The sequence below is a fragment of the Flavobacterium frigoris PS1 genome (assembly GCF_000252125.1).
GTDB classification, from domain to species: domain Bacteria; phylum Bacteroidota; class Bacteroidia; order Flavobacteriales; family Flavobacteriaceae; genus Flavobacterium; species Flavobacterium frigoris_A.
The window spans coordinates 1-16,313 of sequence record NZ_AHKF01000012.1 but is presented as its reverse complement, the minus strand read 5'-3'; the positions used below and the strand labels follow the sequence as shown (position 1 = coordinate 16,313).

The window sequence follows — 16,313 nt, the reverse complement described above, 5'->3', positions numbered from 1 at the left end:
TCTTTGTAAAGCATTGCGTTTCTTTGTGTAAGTTTCTCTCGCGAAGAATCGAAATACACCATTTTAAAAAAGCAACTAAACTTATTGACTTACATGGTAAAAAACTATTGCAACCACAGGTCCCTAAAAGCACTGTCCTTGTCGTAATCCTTGGCTTGTTTCTCGATATTAAAATAACGGTGCTTTCTTGGATCATTGCCTACGCCTGCTAAATAAGCCCAGTTTCCCCAATTGCTACACACATCATAATCTATAAGCTGAGATTCAAAGTAAGAAGCACCCATGCGCCAGTCCATATTGAGCTCGTTACAAAAATAGCTAGCGACGTTTTGCCTCCCTCTGTTACTCATAAAGCCAGTTAGTTTGAGTTCGATCATATTGGCATTTATAAAATCGGAATCAGTTGCCCCATTGATCCATTGCGATACTAATTTCTCGTTTAGTGACTTTGAATTTACTTTTTCATTTTGTATTCCAGAGTAGAGGAAAAATTTAGTTTGGTGCTTTTTAAACATAAACCGAAAAAAATCACGCCACAACAATTCAAAAACCAACCAATAGGTAGAATCATTAGCCCCATTTTGATTTTCGTACCTTTTAATTTCAAAATAAATTGCTCTTGGCGAAATACAGCCCAAAGCCAGCCAAGCAGAAAATTTTGACGAATAATCCTCCCCAACCATTCCGTTTCTGGTTTCTTTATAACTAGAAAGACTTTTTGTTTCAAAAAAATAATGGTTTAATCGCTTCTTCGCTTGTGTTTCTCCTCCTTTAAAATTAATAGCCGCCCGGGAATCTATTTTAGAAAGCTCCAGGCCTAACTTTTTTAAAGTAGGCAAATTCAATTTAGGAATGATTGGCGATGCAATTGTTAAAGGCGAACTAAAAACACTTCTAACTGATGTCTCTTGTTCTATTTTTTTCCTAAAAACAGTAAAAATATCAGGGATGTCTTTTTTGGCAAATGGCAAATCTTCTGCGTGATATAGTGTGCTGGTACTGAAAGTTTCTAGCTCGCAACGCAGTTTGAAAAGTTCAGTTTGAACCAATTTTTCTGTTCGCTTTTCTTCAAAGGCTACTTCGCGTTCAGCAAAAACTTTATGCACCTTATATTCTGCCACAATTTTAGGGATTTCAACTTCTGGTTTTCCTTTTACAATAAGTAATCCAGAGCCTAATTTACGTAGATTAGCATCTAGATTTTTTAATGATTCTAATAAAAATTGCGCGCGGTAACTGCCCGTTTTTTTAAAACCATATTGAGTAGTTTCAAAATGAGAATCATCAAAACAATAAATAGGCAAAATTTCTTCGCTTTGAGCAATTGCTTTAATCAGTGTTTCGTTGTCATACAATCGTAAATCCGTTTTAAACCAAACTATAGCCGTTTTCATTATAAATTATTTATGTTTTTTAAATAGTAATCTGCTTGTTCTAATAGGGCCCCTTGTGCTTCGGGTTGCATCTTTCGCCATACGTTATACATCATGCCAATTCTAGGGTTTTTGCCTAATTTCTCTTCATTTTTGTCATAAAAATTCCAATACAAACTATTAAACGGACAAGCTTTTTCACCCGTTTTAATTGCTTTTTTGTAATAACAAGAGCCACAATAATGACTCATTTTATCAATGTAACTAGCCGAGCTTACATAGGGTTTTGTCCCTACGATACCGCCATCGGCAAACTGACTCATGCCACGCGTATTTGTAATTTGAACCCATTCAATAGCATCTACATATATTCCGAGATACCAAGCATCAATTTCATCAGGGTTTACTCCTGCTAAAAGCGCAAAATTGCCCGTAATCATCAACCTTTGAATATGATGCGCATAACCATACTCTAAACTCTGGCCAATAGCATCTTTTAAACAATTCATTTTTGTTTCGCCTGTCCAGAACCATTCCGGTAATTTTTCCTGGTTATCAAAATAATTTAAGGAAGCATATTCAGGCATTTTGAGCCAATAAATACCGCGCATGTATTCCCGCCATCCAATAATCTGGCGTACAAAACCTTCCAGTTGATTGTATTGTATTTCGTTAGGTCTCTTTTTCCATTCTTCAATTGCTTTATCAATAACTTCTTGTGGCGAAATCATTTTTACATTCATAGAAAACGAAATCCTAGAATGATACAAGGACCATTCATTTGGCGTCATGGCATCTTGATAACTTCCGAACAAATGCAAACAGTCAGTTACAAAAAAGTCTAATAATTCAAGTGACTGTTGCCTGTTTATTGGCCAAACAAAATTTTTAGAATCAATATTCCCAATCGTTTTAATATTGGTCTTGTTAATCTCATCCAGAATTTCCGATACATCATTATTAAAAATCAGCGGTGGCGTTGGTTTGTGATTTTTAGGCAACTTTTTTCGGTTTTCACCATCATAATTCCATTGCCCAGTTACTGGTTTTCCTGCTTCCATTAAAACGTTGTGCTTTTTTCGCATCGCACGATAAAAACTTTCAAGGACAAATGTTTTCTTGCCTTCAAAAAAATGTCCTAGCTCCTCCCTTGTTGTAAAAAAATGTTCTGAATCAACAGCCGAGCTTGTAATTGAGAGCGTTTTACAGAAACTTTTTAGATGCTCATCCACCCGATATTCATCTGGAAGTTGGTATTCGAAATGGGTGAAATTATTATGCTCAATCAAAAATTCAATATTTTTATCAAAGGATTGTAGATTGTTTTCATCGTTTAAATGAAGATAAATTACGTTGTGTTTTTTGGCTTTTAGATCTAATGCAAAAGCCTGCATTGCCGCAAAAAAGCCTACAATCTTTTGGATATGATGAGTAGCATAATCCGTCTCCGTGCGAATTTCCATCAATACGTAAGTAACAGCTTCATCTATGGTATCGTACCAAGAATGATTGCTGTTTAATTGATCGCCAAGAATTAACCGTATCGTTTTTTTCATTTTACTTATTCATTCTACATTTATCACTGCAGTATTTCACTTCTTCCCACACTTTTTCCCATTTTTTTCGCCAAGAAAATGATCTTTGGCAACTAATGCATATTTTAGTGGGCAAATGCTGTTTTTTAACGCCTTTCATTATCAAAATTTAATCGGTTTCTTTTCCATTGTATAGCCACTGATGAACCTTCAGCAATAAAAACAGCCTCTGGTTTTGTAGTATTTAAAACAGAAAATGATTCACCATACATGGCTGTAAAATCACAATCTATTTTATAATCTAAAACTTCGTTAACCATCCAAGTTGGATGCTGCAATTTGTATTCTTCGGTATTGTGTTCATCAATTTTCGTGTATCCATAATAATGTTCGTATATGAATTTTTCTAAAGATTGGTTTTTCATAGCTTTAGATTCCGTTGTTGCTTCTACATAAATGCTGTTCCATTTTTTATTCAAAAGCCATTCAAAATTTACTTTTTGCTTGTTTTTTTTGTTACTTATTTCGTGTCTTGTAGGCACAACGGTATAATGTTCTTTGTATAATTTATTTGCCATCCAAGCTACAATAGGATATGGAATGGTTTCATTAATAAAAACAACTCCGCGTTTCCATTTGTCTCCCTCTTTTCGAATCACATAAAACCGCAAATTAATTTCTTCAAAAGTGCCGAACCAAGGAATAGCAACGTTAAACAATTTAGTTTTCTTGAACATAAACCCAACCAGACTTACGTAGGCTTTTCCATCATACAAATCAAGCTCGACGCCTTTCGGCAAGTAAGGGAGCAGTATTTCAGGGTCAATTTCATAATTGGCCATGATAATATTTTCCCAATTTGCTTTTAAAAAAATAGTCATTATGTTTTTGTCTTTTTAGTTTTTCGATTCGGATTAGAAACATGCTTTTTCAAAATCCGTTTTCCTTCTTCTTTCACTTCGTCTTTTTTTCGAAAACTCCATACAATGTCGCTGGCATATTTTCTAGTTTCTTCTATGTTTACAATTGGCTCAGGATAATCTTTCCCTATTTCACAGTTATAAAATTGCTGTTCAATTAAATTTAGCTTCCAAGGTTCGTGAATCAAACTAACAGGAATATCAGCTAATTCTGGTAGCCATTGTTTGATAAAAACACCATCTGGATCATGATCTTCAGAGTTTTTTATGGGGCTGTAAATCCGAATTGTATTGATTCCAGTCGTACCAGATTGCATCTGTATTTGTGGATAGTGAATTCCCGGTTCGTAATCCAGAAATTGCCGAGCTAAAAAATGCAGTTCACGCCAGTCTTGCCATAAATTAAAGGTGAAAAATGAAACCACCATAGCTCGCATTCTAAAGTTAATGTAACCCGTAGTTACTAAACATCGCATACAAGCATCAACAATAGGCACTCCTGTTTTTCCTTCTTGCCAAGCTTTGATATACCTTTCATTTTTTGGTTTAACCAAAGTGTCATACGCTCTATTTACATTTTCGAATTCCATTCGACACTCGTCTTCAAATTTTTGAATAAAATGACAGTGCCAATGGAGCCTGGAAACAAAATTAAGAATGGCTCGTTTATTCTTAGAATTTTCATAATGTTGATTGGTATATTGATAAATCATTCGCATACTAATAGCACCGTAAGTCAAATATGGAGACATACGACTGCATCCTTTTCTACTTAAAGCTGGTTTAGAAATATGCTTGCTGTAATTGACATACCGTTCTTTTACAAAACTATCGAGGTATCGCCAAGCTAGGTTCTCGCCTCCTTTCTGGAAGTTTTTATTTGGATTTACTATCTCTTCTGTTAATGGATTTCCTCTTAAATAACTATAAAAACCGTCTTCTAAATGAACTAGATTTAAATCGTTTACCGCTACCATTTTTGGCTCTGCACGCATGACATTCTCCCAGCGCTTATCCCAATGTTGCCTCGATTTTAATTTTCGAATGACACCATGCATTTGTGATTCTTTCCAAATGATATTGTTTTTTTGAAAAAAATTCTGCATGGTTATATCTCTGTCAAAAGTGATTTTATTACCAATTTCCTGGTGAGAAAAAACAGTTTTTATCTCATACTTTTTTGACAACTCTGAAAAAACATTTTGCACTTCATTGTGAAAATAATAGAAAGTTGCATTTATAGGATTGAGCTTGGTTTGTAAATCCTGGATGGATTCATAAATAAATCGCCAGTGGCGCACATCAGAATCTGGATAACTCATAACTGTGGGTTCAAAACAATAAATCAACACTAATGGTAGACCCGAATTGTTTGCGTTATATAATGCGTCGTTATCTATAAAACGCAAGTCACGCTTGAACCAAACAATATTTACAGCAGCTTTACTCACGATAATTTAATTGTTTAACTTTTATTTATTTTAGTTAAACAAATATACGGAACTTAGATTCAAAAAAGCATTAATTGTAATTATTATAAACACAAAAGGCACAAAACCAATTGCTATTTTGATTTTGTGCCTTGTAAGAAATGATTAAGAAATAGCTTCTTATAGTAACCCTTCAATTAAATGCTAAAGTTCACTCCTAGAACAATGTTTCTACCTATGTTAGGAATCCCATCCGTTTTTAATCTTGACAAATGGGCAATGTATCTTTTGTCGAAAAGGTTATTTCCATTAAGGTTAACATCAAAAACAGTTTTACCTAGTTTTACTGTTCCCCCAAGGCCTAAATTTATTAAAGTATAACCGTTAGATTTAGTTTCAAAACCACTTACATTGTCTTGGTTAAATGTTGTATTCACATTAAAAGTAGCGAATCCAGCTTCAAGCCACTCTTTAACTTTAAATTCACCTCTAAGCGTATTATTCCAATTGTTTGCAGGAATCAGTGGCAAGTAGTCCCCGTTCTGTTTTTTAGCCGTAACGGTTTCAAAAGCAGTTTCATAATGCAACCAGTCCAATGGATGCGGATGAAAATGCAAACCAACTTCCCCTCCATACAATTTGGCATTGCTTTGAATATAATTGAATACATCAGAATTCTCCAGAACTGTACCTGTAGGTGATGTGTAAATATAATTGTTGATGTGATTGTAAAATCCGTTTACAAAAAATTCAAAATGGTCATTCTTGTACTCTAAGTTCAAATCCGTTTGTACGTTTTGTTCTGTTTTTAAATCAGAATTCCCTATTTCATAGCGATTAGTCCCTTCATGTACCCCATTAGATGTTAATTCAGCTAAGTTAGGCGCTCTAAATCCAGAGGCCAAATTCAATCGTAAGGTAAAATCGTCTGCAAGGTTTGTCTTGTATCCCAAAGAAGCATTAAAACTATCAAATGATTTATCGATTGCTTTAAAATATCCCTCTTCTCCAACTGTACCGTTTTCAACACTAGTAATTTTTCTATTATCAAAACGTAAACCCGCTTGTACGGCACTATTGTTTCCCCACTCATAATTAGCTGTTCCAAAAACACCAAAATCATTAGTAGTCGCATCTGGAATCAGATACTCCTCACCAAAGTTCGTATTGGTTTGGTGCATTCCTTGAATTCCGAAAATTGATTCTAGTTTACCCAATGTGGGTAGATGGTATTTAGCATCGTAATTAAAAGTTTTCAACTTCATACGCAATCCTGCCACATCACTATCCTCAAACTCAGAACGATCATTAGCAATATATCCCAAATCAATATCCAATTTTGAATTTTTTAAATAGATAACAGAGTTTAAACTCAACAAATGGCTGAAAACGCCTTGTCTTGGAAAACCCGTGTTTTTGCTTTTACTTTGCTCTGCAATACCATCCTCAGGAATTCCTAAATCCAAATTATTATAATTGTATCGAAGAACCGAAGAAAAACTAGAATTGCTATAGCCAATACCTGTTTTAAAATCGGTTTCATTGTAACGCGTGTTGGTTACGCGGTCCCCTCCAGAAATACGGTAATCAGAATGCGTATTGTAACTTCCGCGAGCGAGGAATTTCCAGTTTTCAGTTGATGTTTTTAACCCAAGCGAAGAGTTACTTCCCAAGGTGTTGGAAAATAATTTTTGGCTAAAATTAGCTTTAAACGTATTGGCATCTGCAAATTTCTCTGGGTTGAAATACAAAACTCCACCAAGAGCATCTGAACCATACAATAACGAAGCTGGCCCTTTGATAACCTCAACGCTTTCTACTCCAGCATCGTTCAATCCCAGACCATGTTCGTCACCAAACTGCTGGTTTTCCATGCGAACTCCTTGTGAATAAACTAACACCCGGTTTCCACTCAAACCGCGAATAACTGGCTTTCCTATTGAAGTTCCTGTGGAAACTTGAGAAACACCAGGAATCGTTGCTAATCCTTCTATTAAGGTTGCTGTTCCTTTTTGTTGTAATTCCTTTATGGTGGCATGTTCTACCTTCATCACATTTTGTGACTGTATTTTATTGAAAGCAGTAGAAACGATTACCTCATCCATTTCGAATATAGTTTCTTCAAGGATTATATTAAGTGTGTTCTCTTTCTGTCGTATCTCGATGGTCTTATTCTGGTTAGAAAAACCTACAAACACGAAATTTAGCTTTAAACTCCTACTGGGAAGATTTGTCAGAATATAATTTCCGTTAGCATCTGTTGTTGTTCCTTGATGTAATTCTGGAGCATAAACTGAAACTCCTTTTATGGGCTGGTTCGCCATATTTGTTACTGTCCCCGACACTTTATTTTGTGCTTGGAGCATAGCTGAAAACCCCAAGATTAGGGTTATGATGATTTTTTTCATTAAAATGATTGTATCGTTAGTCACTCTTGCTTTCCAAAAGAATGGTGCCTAGAGTCTAACTATTTAGTAAATAAAAAGAAATGATGGTGGCTAAAAAATTAGCCCAAGTTATTTACAGGGGGACCACGATGAGAATACAAGCTTCCAGAAAATGAAATAATAGCATCTGCTGTTGCAAGAAAGTAAGGAACTGTTCTGAAATTTGAGTTGAGTTTATATGCAAACTCAACTGGAGAAATATAGGACCCAAATGTGAAATGACATACCTTACAATGATCAAAATTGTGATGTTGATGTGTTATTTCCGGCCTACTCCCATTGTATTTGTGATGGCATTCAGTTTGAGTAAACTGCTTTACGAAATGCTCATAAGTATGCAAAGACTGCAACAGTATTGAGAGTAATACGGTCACCGCCAAAGAAAGACTAATTATGAGTTGCTTCTTTTTCATCCGCTGCAAAGGTAGGCAAACCTAAAAAAGAAAACCATCTGTTTTAACAATTTGTTAAAACAGATGGTTAGAGATATAATATTAAAATGGATTAAACCAGTTTTGACGCAACAAGATATTCAGCAATTTGAATGGTATTTGTTGCAGCCCCTTTTCTCAAATTGTCAGCAACAATCCACATATTCAGTGTATTAGCCTGACTTTCGTCACGACGAATTCTTCCTACAAAAACATCATCTTTTCCCTGCGCATACATTGGCATTGGGTACGTATAAGTGTCATTATTATCTTGTACAACCACACCATCAGTATGATGTAATATGTTTTGAATGTCTGAAACCTCAAAATCATTTGTAAACTCAACATTTACTGCTTCGCTATGTCCCCCTACGATAGGCACACGAACTGCAGTCGCTGTAACAGCAATCGTTCTGTCGCCAAGTATCTTTTGAGTCTCACGAACTAATTTCATTTCTTCCTTAGTGTATCCGTTTTCCTCAAAAGAATCACATTGTGGAATTGCATTTCTATGAATTGGGTATTTATAAGCCATTTCACCTTGAACACCTGCATATTCGTTTTCTAATTGTTGTACTGCTTTTACTCCCGTTCCAGTGATGGATTGGTAAGTAGAAACAATAACACGCTTGATATTGTATTTTTTATGCAAAGGTGCCAAAACTAAGACCATTTGAATAGTAGAACAGTTTGGGTTCGCAATGATTTTATCTGCTGCAGTCAACTCAGAAGCATTGATTTCCGGAACCACTAATTTCTTAGTAGGGTCCATTCTCCAAGCTGATGAGTTATCGATAACTGTAGTTCCAGCTGCTGCAAATTTTGGAGCCCATTCAAGTGATGTTTCTCCGCCGGCAGAGAATAAAGCAATATCTGCCTTCATGTCTACAGCCGTTTGCATACCTACAACCTTATATTTTTTACCTTTAAACTCTATTTCTTTTCCCACTGATCTCTCAGAAGCCACAGGGATTAACTCCGTTACAGGAAAGTTTCTTTCCGCTAATACTTTTAACATTACTTCGCCAACCATTCCGGTAGCACCTACAACTGCTATTCTCATACTATATTTTTAATATTGAAAACTTATTTCGAAGTACAAAAGTAAGTAATATTAAGATCAAAACAAGGGCGTTCACAAAAAGTAACAAATTGTTACAAATAAAACATTTTGTAAATTGTATCTATTCTACAGAAAAGATTTTACTCATTTTTATCACTTAAAAAAGAAAAACCGCCTCAATTAAGAAGCGGTTTAGTCCTGAAGTATCTTCAGGATGAATTAGAACAAATAGTATAGCGGTATTATTTTTTCAATAAATCTCTAATTTGTATAAGTAACTCTTCTTGAGTTGGTCCAGCAGGAGCTGCAGCTACCGCTTCTTCTTTCTTTTTTGTTTTTTCGGCTGCTCTTAACACAACAAAAACAAACAATGCAATTATCACAAAATTGATTATGGATTGAACAAGGTTACCATAAGTAATAACTGCGGCACCTGCTTCTTTTGCGGCATCTAAACTTTCATAACTAATACCATCAAGACTGATGAATTTCTGCGTGAAATCAATTCCACCAGTTATCAATCCTACAATGGGCATAATAATGTCATCAACTGCAGACCCTACAATCTTTCCAAATGCACCACCAATTACTACGGCAGTTGCTAAACTTAACACGTCGCCTTTCATCAAAGAGGCCTTAAAATCACTGAAAAATCCCATAATTATTTTTTTAGATTAAAATTCGGAAATCTAATTTAATAAATTTTCAACAAATCCTAACGTTTCTCTTACAATTTACCTGAATTATCGATAAAATACACGTTTTACCCGTTGTGAAATACTGGTCAATACTTCATAAGGGATTGTATTTAGTTTCTTGGCGATATAGGAGACTGTTGGGCTTTCTCCAAAAATGATTACAGCATCTCCTTCGGTACAATCAATTTCAGTAACATCGACCATTAGCATATCCATACAGATACTACCAATAATTTTCGCCTTTTTATCCTTGATGGTAACGAATCCGACACCATTACCCCAAGCTCTGGATATTCCATCGGCATAACCAATTGGAATCGTCCCAACCTTCGTTGGTTTTTCAGCCATGAATTTCCGACCATAACCTACACTCTCGCCAGCGGAAATGGTTTTGATTTGAGAAATAACCGACTTCAAAGTACCCACATTCTCTAAATATTTTTGTTCCGAGGGATCATTTGAAACTCCATATAGTCCTATTCCCAAGCGAACCATATTAAATTGCGCATCAGGAAAATTACTAATTCCCGAAGTATTCAATATATGACGAACAGGATTTATTCCCAATTCAGATACTATTTTTGATGATAATTTGTCGAATAAGCTTATCTGCGAATCAGTAAAATCACGGTGCTTTACATCATCACTTGTGGCCAAATGGGACAGAATACTTTTTATCTCCACATGAACATTCCCCTTTAGCGTAGCAATAAGCTCGTCAATACTGTCTTCTTCAAAACCCAAACGGTGCATTCCCGTATCTAATTTTACATGGATGGGAAAGCGCTCCAGATTTTTGTGTTTCGCAATTTTTAAAAAAGCATGCAAGCTTTTTAAACAATAGATTTCTGGTTCCAATTGATGTTGGATAATAGCCGAAAAACTAGTGTTCTCAGGATTAAGAACCATTATAGGCAATTGAATCCCACCGTTTTTCAGCGAAATTCCTTCGTCAGCGAAAGCCACACCCAGGTAATCTATCTTATGGTGTTCTAGTAATTTGGCAATTTCAAGACCTCCATTACCATAACCAAATGCTTTAACCATTACCATAATTTTGACATCGGGTTTTAGCTTTGATTTAAAAAAGTTCAGGTTGTAACTAATGGCGTTCAGGTTGATTTCAAGAACAGTCTCATGTGTCTTTTCTTCCAATAAATAAACAATTTCCTCAAATTGAAAAGAACGTGCGCCTTTTATCAAAATGGTTTCATTAGCAAATTCAAGGTTTTCAAAATTCGAAACAAATTCAGCCGTATTTTTAAATGTAATACAGTGGGTAAACTTTTCCTTAAATTCAGAAATAGTCTCCCCTATCCCGATAACTCGGCTAATATTATTAGAAACAATCAACTGGGCAACCTTCGAGTACAACTCTTCATTTGACAATCCACTTTGGAAAATATCCGATAGAATAACCGTTTTCTTTTGAAACTGTTTTTGGCTTTCCAGAAAATCAAGCGCAATTTTTAACGACTGAAAATCGGAACTATAACTATCATCAATAAGACTGCAATTATTAATACCTGTTTTAACTTTCAAGCGCATTTCAACCGGAAAAAGCAACAACATTCTAGACTGAATAGTTGCACTGTCATAATTAAAATATAATAAAAGCAGCAAACAGGAAATGGCATTTTCTATCGATGCCTTGTCCTGAAAAGGAATATTTAATTCATATGCATTTCCTTTGTATTTATAATGCAGCGTGGTGCTTTGATTCTCAGTCTGTTTTTTAAAAACCAGTACATCAGCGTTTTCTTGCTCAAAACTCCAACTAAATGTTTTTGTATCTGGTAATATACATTTATCAATAAGCTTGTTTTTTTGATAAATCAGCACTTTCGAATCCTTAAAAAGAAGTAGTTTTTCTTTTATTTTTTGTTCTAAATTCTCAAAGCCTTCATCATGTGATGAGCCTATGTTTGTCAGAATCCCGATAGTGGGTTTGATCACCGCTTCTAGCTTTTCCATTTCAGTAACCGTCGATATTCCCGCTTCAAAAATCCCAAGGTTGTGCTTTTCATTTATGGCAATAACTGATAGGGGAACGCCTACCTGCGAATTATAACTTTTTGGGCTTCTAATCACGTTAAAATCGGGGCTCAACAAGAAGTTCAGCCATTCCTTTACGATTGTCTTGCCGTTACTTCCGGTCAAACCAATTACGGGGAATTTGAAAAGAGCACGATAATAGGCGGCAAACTGTTGTAATGCTTCTAAAGTGTTTTGTACTACAATAAAATTTGCTTTTGCTTTACATTCTTCAGGGATATAGGTCACCACAAAATTCTGCACACCAATCTCAATTAAGTCCTTGATGTAAAGATGCGCATCATTATTAGGGCCAACCAATGCAAAAAATAAGGTATGAGAACTATTTTGCAATGAACGGCTATCGATAGAAATAGCTTCCACTTCTGCTTCGGGAGTATTCCCGATCCATTCGGCATTTAGCACTGGAATGATGTTTTTTAGTAATATGCTCATTTATTTGGAGTGCGACACACGCTAATTTGTTATAACAATTAAAGAAAAGCCTCGATTATGAGCTGTTTTCAAAGAATATCAGCTTTTGCGAAACTTTCTCAAAAATAACACTTCTTTTTAAAACGTAGGCACTGTGGACGGAGAATTTCAGGATTGACAGTAGATCACCTCCTTTAAAAAAACGGCTACTCATTTTACCATCAAATTAAAATCAAGAAAATAATCACCTCCTTTTTTTTCATATTCCTTATATTTGTCTTGCTAACCAACTACATAAGTTTTGAAAAAAATACTCCCCCTATTCTCCTATATTTTCCATCCCGTATTTATTCCGCTATACGCAACCATATATTACCTAATTTTAAATTTTTCTGATTTTGGAAGTCAGGAAAAGTATTTTGTCTTATCTCAGATCTTAATTATTACAGTACTAATTCCGATACTGTTTTTTTTTATTTTGCGTTATTCAGGGAGAATTGCATCGATTATGGTTCCCGCAATATCTGAGCGGAAGTTGCCTTTACTCATTCAAAGTTTTTTGCTTATAATTCTAGTTCGCAATAGCATCACGGTAGAGCGCTATACAGAGCTCCATTTTTTCCTATTGGGTGCATTATTCAGCACGTTGATCGCAATGCTTTTACTATTTATTAAAACAAAGGCAAGTTTGCATATGATGGGAATAAGTGCATTGACACTATTCGCTTTTGGTCTCACTATACATTATCAAACCCAAAATGTAGCTTTAATAATGACCTTGATACTCATGAACGGTTTTGTAGCTTCGTCGCGATTAGTAATGAAAGCCCACAGCAGTAAGGAATTAATAATAGGTATCCTTTTAGGGACTATCCCACAGATTCTCCTATTGTTTTTATGGCTATAAAATGTAAAACATAACCCCAATATTAAGTGCCTTCATGTCTATGCTTTTGCCTTCTATATTTGCCGATTTAAAAAGAGAGTTTAAGCCGTAATGGGCATACACATTTATGGTGTTATAACCCGCTGAAATATAGAGTCCATAAAGAACCTTATTAAAATCTTTGTTATTCAAAACAACTATTTTGCTACTGGCATCACTAAAAGTAGATTTATTGTACAGCAAATAACTGATTTTGAGCCCACCATAAATTCTCCAAAACTTGTGACTTTCATAGGTTGATGTCCTCCACCTAAATTCGATAGGTACATCAACCAACAATTGCGAGAATTTATTTTTGCTGTAAGCCGTTTCAGCGTCAATTATTGAATAAACTGGTGTTTGTCCAAGTTCCGATATAAAAAGATTTTGATTGTAACTATTATAACTTAGCCCTAGTCCGGTTGCAAAAGCTATCGTTCTATCTTTATTAACAGGCATGTCTCTCAAAAAACCACCTGAAAAACCAGTTGAAAATTTATTTTGGGCAAGATCTGTAGGTTTCTGTTGTAGTGTATTGTAGGTAAAACTAAAAAAGAACTGATCTTCTCTGTACAAAGAATCAATTTTAATTAAGGCAACTTCTTTCGTAGACTCTTCCACTTGAGAGTACGCTTGCATGCAAAAAAGCAGTACAAAACTAATTAGTATTAATTTCTTGAGGCTATATATAGTAGTAGATTGCTTCATCGTAACATTTTAAAATTATATTGTAGGCTATTATAGTACAAATATATACTTTTTTGATACGTTTAATAGCGCTTCCCTATTAGTTAAGACAAAACAGAAATTACACTAGGATGCTTTTTAGAAAAAAGAGCAAACTATCACTTTCCTATTATAGGATAGAATGTTTTACTCATCTATACTTCAAGGTTATCCAACGAATAACGCTAAAAACAATTCTAGTCCAATAGTACTTTTACATCATATTAATAATTAAAAAACCCAATATTATGAAAAAAGTTAACCTATTAATCGTAACCGTTGCCGCTTTATTTGCTAGTAATGTAAATGCTCAAGACAACAATGATTTAAACATTGCTTCACACGTTTTCAATGTAGATGTACCAGAAGTGGCGCTGATAGACATTTATGACAGCAATACCGGAACAGAAGCTGCAACAATTGTGTTTGACATGGCTGATGCTACACAACTTGGTGTTAATGCTGAAGCTGGTAAGTATGCGTTTTCAGCCTTGAGTTACACTAATTTATGGTTGAATTACACTAGTGTTGTAGCTACGGCAACGAATGCTAACGGATATGACTTAACCCGTCAGATCAATGTTCAGTTAGAAGCGGGTAGTACATTTCCAGGGAGTTTAGATTTAAGAATTACACCAACAGCTCCGGCACTAATAGCTAATGGAGGCACAACAGATTCAGCCGGAACAGTAACTGGTGCAGGAGTAGCTCTCGGGGTGACGAATGCAATTGGTGTAGATGCATTATTAGTAACAAGTATTGAAAGTGTGTACACTGGCGATTTAGCTAAAGGTGTAAAATTAACGTACACACTAGAACAAAATGGAAACTTCGCACTATACCGTGCTGGAGATTACTCTGCAACTATTAAATATACTTTGACAGATATTTAGTACTCCAATTCTTTTTAACACACCTACAAAGAAAGGTTCTTTACACAATGTATAGAACCTTTCTCTTTTAGGACCAATACTAAAAACACAATTAATACAAACATAGAAGTCTCATTTGTACGACATCGCCAATCAAAAATACACCCGATCAATATCATGCTGACGCATCGAACTAGTTTAAAGGCTACATAATACCATTTGACTACAGTAACAAGCGAGCTATCGAAAACCACTATCCATTTCCCAACTTACAGGTTAACTTTAACAGTGAGTACAAGATTCTAATATTTTATTAAAGAACCTAAAAATGAAAAAAATATACTTAATTATCGCCTTATCTCTATTCGTGAATTTAACCTACTCTAGTGTTATCGTAACAAACGGATTAACACATGTTTATTCTGGAATGTCTGGTACTCAAATCCAGGGAGAAATTATTCTACTAAATAATTCAGATGAAGAACAAACGGTCTTCTTTAGTTTAAACGAAGCTATTTTTTCTTGCGCAGAAAATCGAACTTTTTCAGCGACACAATCCCACTTAAAATCGTCTTTAAAATGGTTTGATGGCAGTTTGATGGATAAAGTACTGAGTCCTAAAGAAAAATACACCTACAAGTTTACCATCAACATCCCAAAAGACCAAGCCATAAGAGGCACTTTCTGGAACATGTTAATGATAGATATAGCAAAGCCTATTAAAAAAGAAAAACTTGCTCAAAACATCGGTCTTAATACAAAAATGAGATACGCTATTGCATTAATAACAAACGTAAATAGTCTTGACGAAGTAAGTTTAGATTTCCAAAAAATTGAAATTGACAAAACTACAGGAAACAAAAACTTAACAATTAAAATTGCTAATCAACATTCATTTATTGAAGGTGTAAAATTGTCTTTAGAAGTTTATGATGCTGAAGGGAAAAATATTTTTCAAAAAACAACAATCAGAGGCTTAGTATTTCCTGGTTTTTGCAAAGATTATACCATCGACATTTCCGAGCTACCTAAAGGAAATTACGAATGCCTATTAGTTGCTGACTCAAGAGAAAAATTTGTAGGCACTAACGTTAGCCTTACTATAGACTAAGGCATAAAGTCCCATTCTATCAATTATACTTCCTTATTATGAAAACTGTAAATAAATTCATCTATCTCTTTCTACCCTTGTATATAGGATGTGCAATGGGAGTTCAGTCCGAAGATTTTGATGCAGTAAATTTCAATACTGAAACATTAGCTACGGATAATAAAACTATGTCAACCTCATCAGAGGATAGTGCCGTAGTGACTTCCCTTATAAATGAAGTAAAATCAACCGAAGACAAAAAAACTACAACAATAGCATCTACTAAAAAATCAGCAACAATTCAACCGAAACAAAACAACGTTAAGGCTTTTAC

General features: G+C 34.9%; 14 protein-coding genes. 4 read left to right on the top strand and 10 right to left on the bottom strand.

Features of this window, described 5'->3' with window-relative positions:
* Nucleotides 1–104: 104 nt before the first annotated feature.
* The 9 genes from HJ01_RS04425 to HJ01_RS04390 all read right to left on the bottom strand — a co-directional run bounded on the left by HJ01_RS04425 (nt 105) and on the right by HJ01_RS04390 (nt 12,387).
* On the bottom strand, nt 105–1,394 hold the full coding sequence (locus tag HJ01_RS04425; protein ID WP_007137106.1) for a DASH family cryptochrome: 1,290 nt from the start codon (nt 1,392–1,394) through the stop codon (nt 105–107).
* The gene (locus tag HJ01_RS04420; RefSeq protein ID WP_007137105.1) at nt 1,394–2,929 is read right to left on the bottom strand and encodes a cryptochrome/photolyase family protein; all 1,536 of its coding nucleotides are present in this window, start codon (nt 2,927–2,929) and stop codon (nt 1,394–1,396) included. Before HJ01_RS04420 ends, HJ01_RS04425 begins: the two co-directional genes overlap by 1 nt.
* 1 nt (nt 2,930) lies before the next feature.
* Nucleotides 2,931–3,068 carry a DUF2256 domain-containing protein gene (locus HJ01_RS17295; protein WP_081478700.1) on the bottom strand — a complete coding sequence of 46 codons (138 nt, stop codon included), beginning with the start codon at nt 3,066–3,068 and terminating at the stop codon, nt 2,931–2,933.
* On the bottom strand, nt 3,055–3,789 hold the full coding sequence (locus HJ01_RS04415; RefSeq protein ID WP_007137104.1) for a YqjF family protein: 735 nt from the start codon (nt 3,787–3,789) through the stop codon (nt 3,055–3,057). Before HJ01_RS04415 ends, HJ01_RS17295 begins: the two co-directional genes overlap by 14 nt.
* On the bottom strand, nt 3,789–5,279 hold the full coding sequence (locus HJ01_RS04410) for a cryptochrome/deoxyribodipyrimidine photo-lyase family protein (RefSeq protein WP_040473694.1): 1,491 nt from the start codon (nt 5,277–5,279) through the stop codon (nt 3,789–3,791). The genes HJ01_RS04415 and HJ01_RS04410 overlap by 1 nt, the downstream gene beginning before the upstream one ends.
* A 176-nt stretch (nt 5,280–5,455) precedes the next feature.
* Complete coding sequence (locus HJ01_RS04405; RefSeq protein WP_007137102.1) at nt 5,456–7,666, bottom strand: TonB-dependent receptor; 2,211 nt, start codon at nt 7,664–7,666, stop codon at nt 5,456–5,458.
* A gap of 543 nt (nt 7,667–8,209) precedes the next feature.
* Complete coding sequence (locus tag HJ01_RS04400; RefSeq protein ID WP_007137101.1) at nt 8,210–9,199, bottom strand: aspartate-semialdehyde dehydrogenase; 990 nt, start codon at nt 9,197–9,199, stop codon at nt 8,210–8,212.
* Between the two features lie 242 nt (nt 9,200–9,441).
* Nucleotides 9,442–9,858, bottom strand: a complete 417-nt coding sequence (gene mscL, locus HJ01_RS04395; RefSeq protein ID WP_007137100.1) for a large conductance mechanosensitive channel protein MscL — start codon at nt 9,856–9,858, stop codon at nt 9,442–9,444.
* A gap of 84 nt (nt 9,859–9,942) precedes the next feature.
* Nucleotides 9,943–12,387 (bottom strand): bifunctional UDP-N-acetylmuramoyl-tripeptide:D-alanyl-D-alanine ligase/alanine racemase, encoded by a 2,445-nt coding sequence (locus HJ01_RS04390; protein ID WP_007137099.1) that lies wholly within the window; start codon nt 12,385–12,387, stop codon nt 9,943–9,945.
* A 280-nt stretch (nt 12,388–12,667) separates the two neighbouring features.
* Here HJ01_RS04390 and HJ01_RS04385 point away from each other — a divergent pair, with 280 nt between their 5' ends.
* Nucleotides 12,668–13,273: a hypothetical protein gene (locus HJ01_RS04385; protein ID WP_007137098.1), complete on the top strand. Its 606-nt coding sequence runs from the start codon at nt 12,668–12,670 to the stop codon at nt 13,271–13,273.
* Here the strand turns inward: HJ01_RS04385 and HJ01_RS04380 are convergent.
* Nucleotides 13,268–13,999, bottom strand: coding sequence for a porin family protein (locus HJ01_RS04380; protein ID WP_007137097.1), 732 nt, complete (start codon nt 13,997–13,999; stop codon nt 13,268–13,270). The two genes, HJ01_RS04385 and HJ01_RS04380, sit on opposite strands and share 6 nt — an antisense overlap.
* A 266-nt stretch (nt 14,000–14,265) precedes the next feature.
* Between HJ01_RS04380 and HJ01_RS04375 the strand changes: the two genes are divergently transcribed.
* From HJ01_RS04375 to HJ01_RS04365, 3 genes are all read left to right on the top strand, one after another.
* A complete protein-coding gene (locus HJ01_RS04375) occupies nt 14,266–14,910 on the top strand; it encodes a hypothetical protein (RefSeq protein WP_007137096.1) in 645 nt (214 codons plus the stop codon).
* 307 nt (nt 14,911–15,217) lie between these two features.
* The gene (locus HJ01_RS04370) at nt 15,218–16,000 is read left to right on the top strand and encodes a hypothetical protein (protein WP_007137095.1); all 783 of its coding nucleotides are present in this window, start codon (nt 15,218–15,220) and stop codon (nt 15,998–16,000) included.
* Between the two features lie 38 nt (nt 16,001–16,038).
* Nucleotides 16,039–16,313: hypothetical protein (locus tag HJ01_RS04365; protein ID WP_138984267.1), on the top strand; the 275-nt coding region annotated here is incomplete at its 3' end.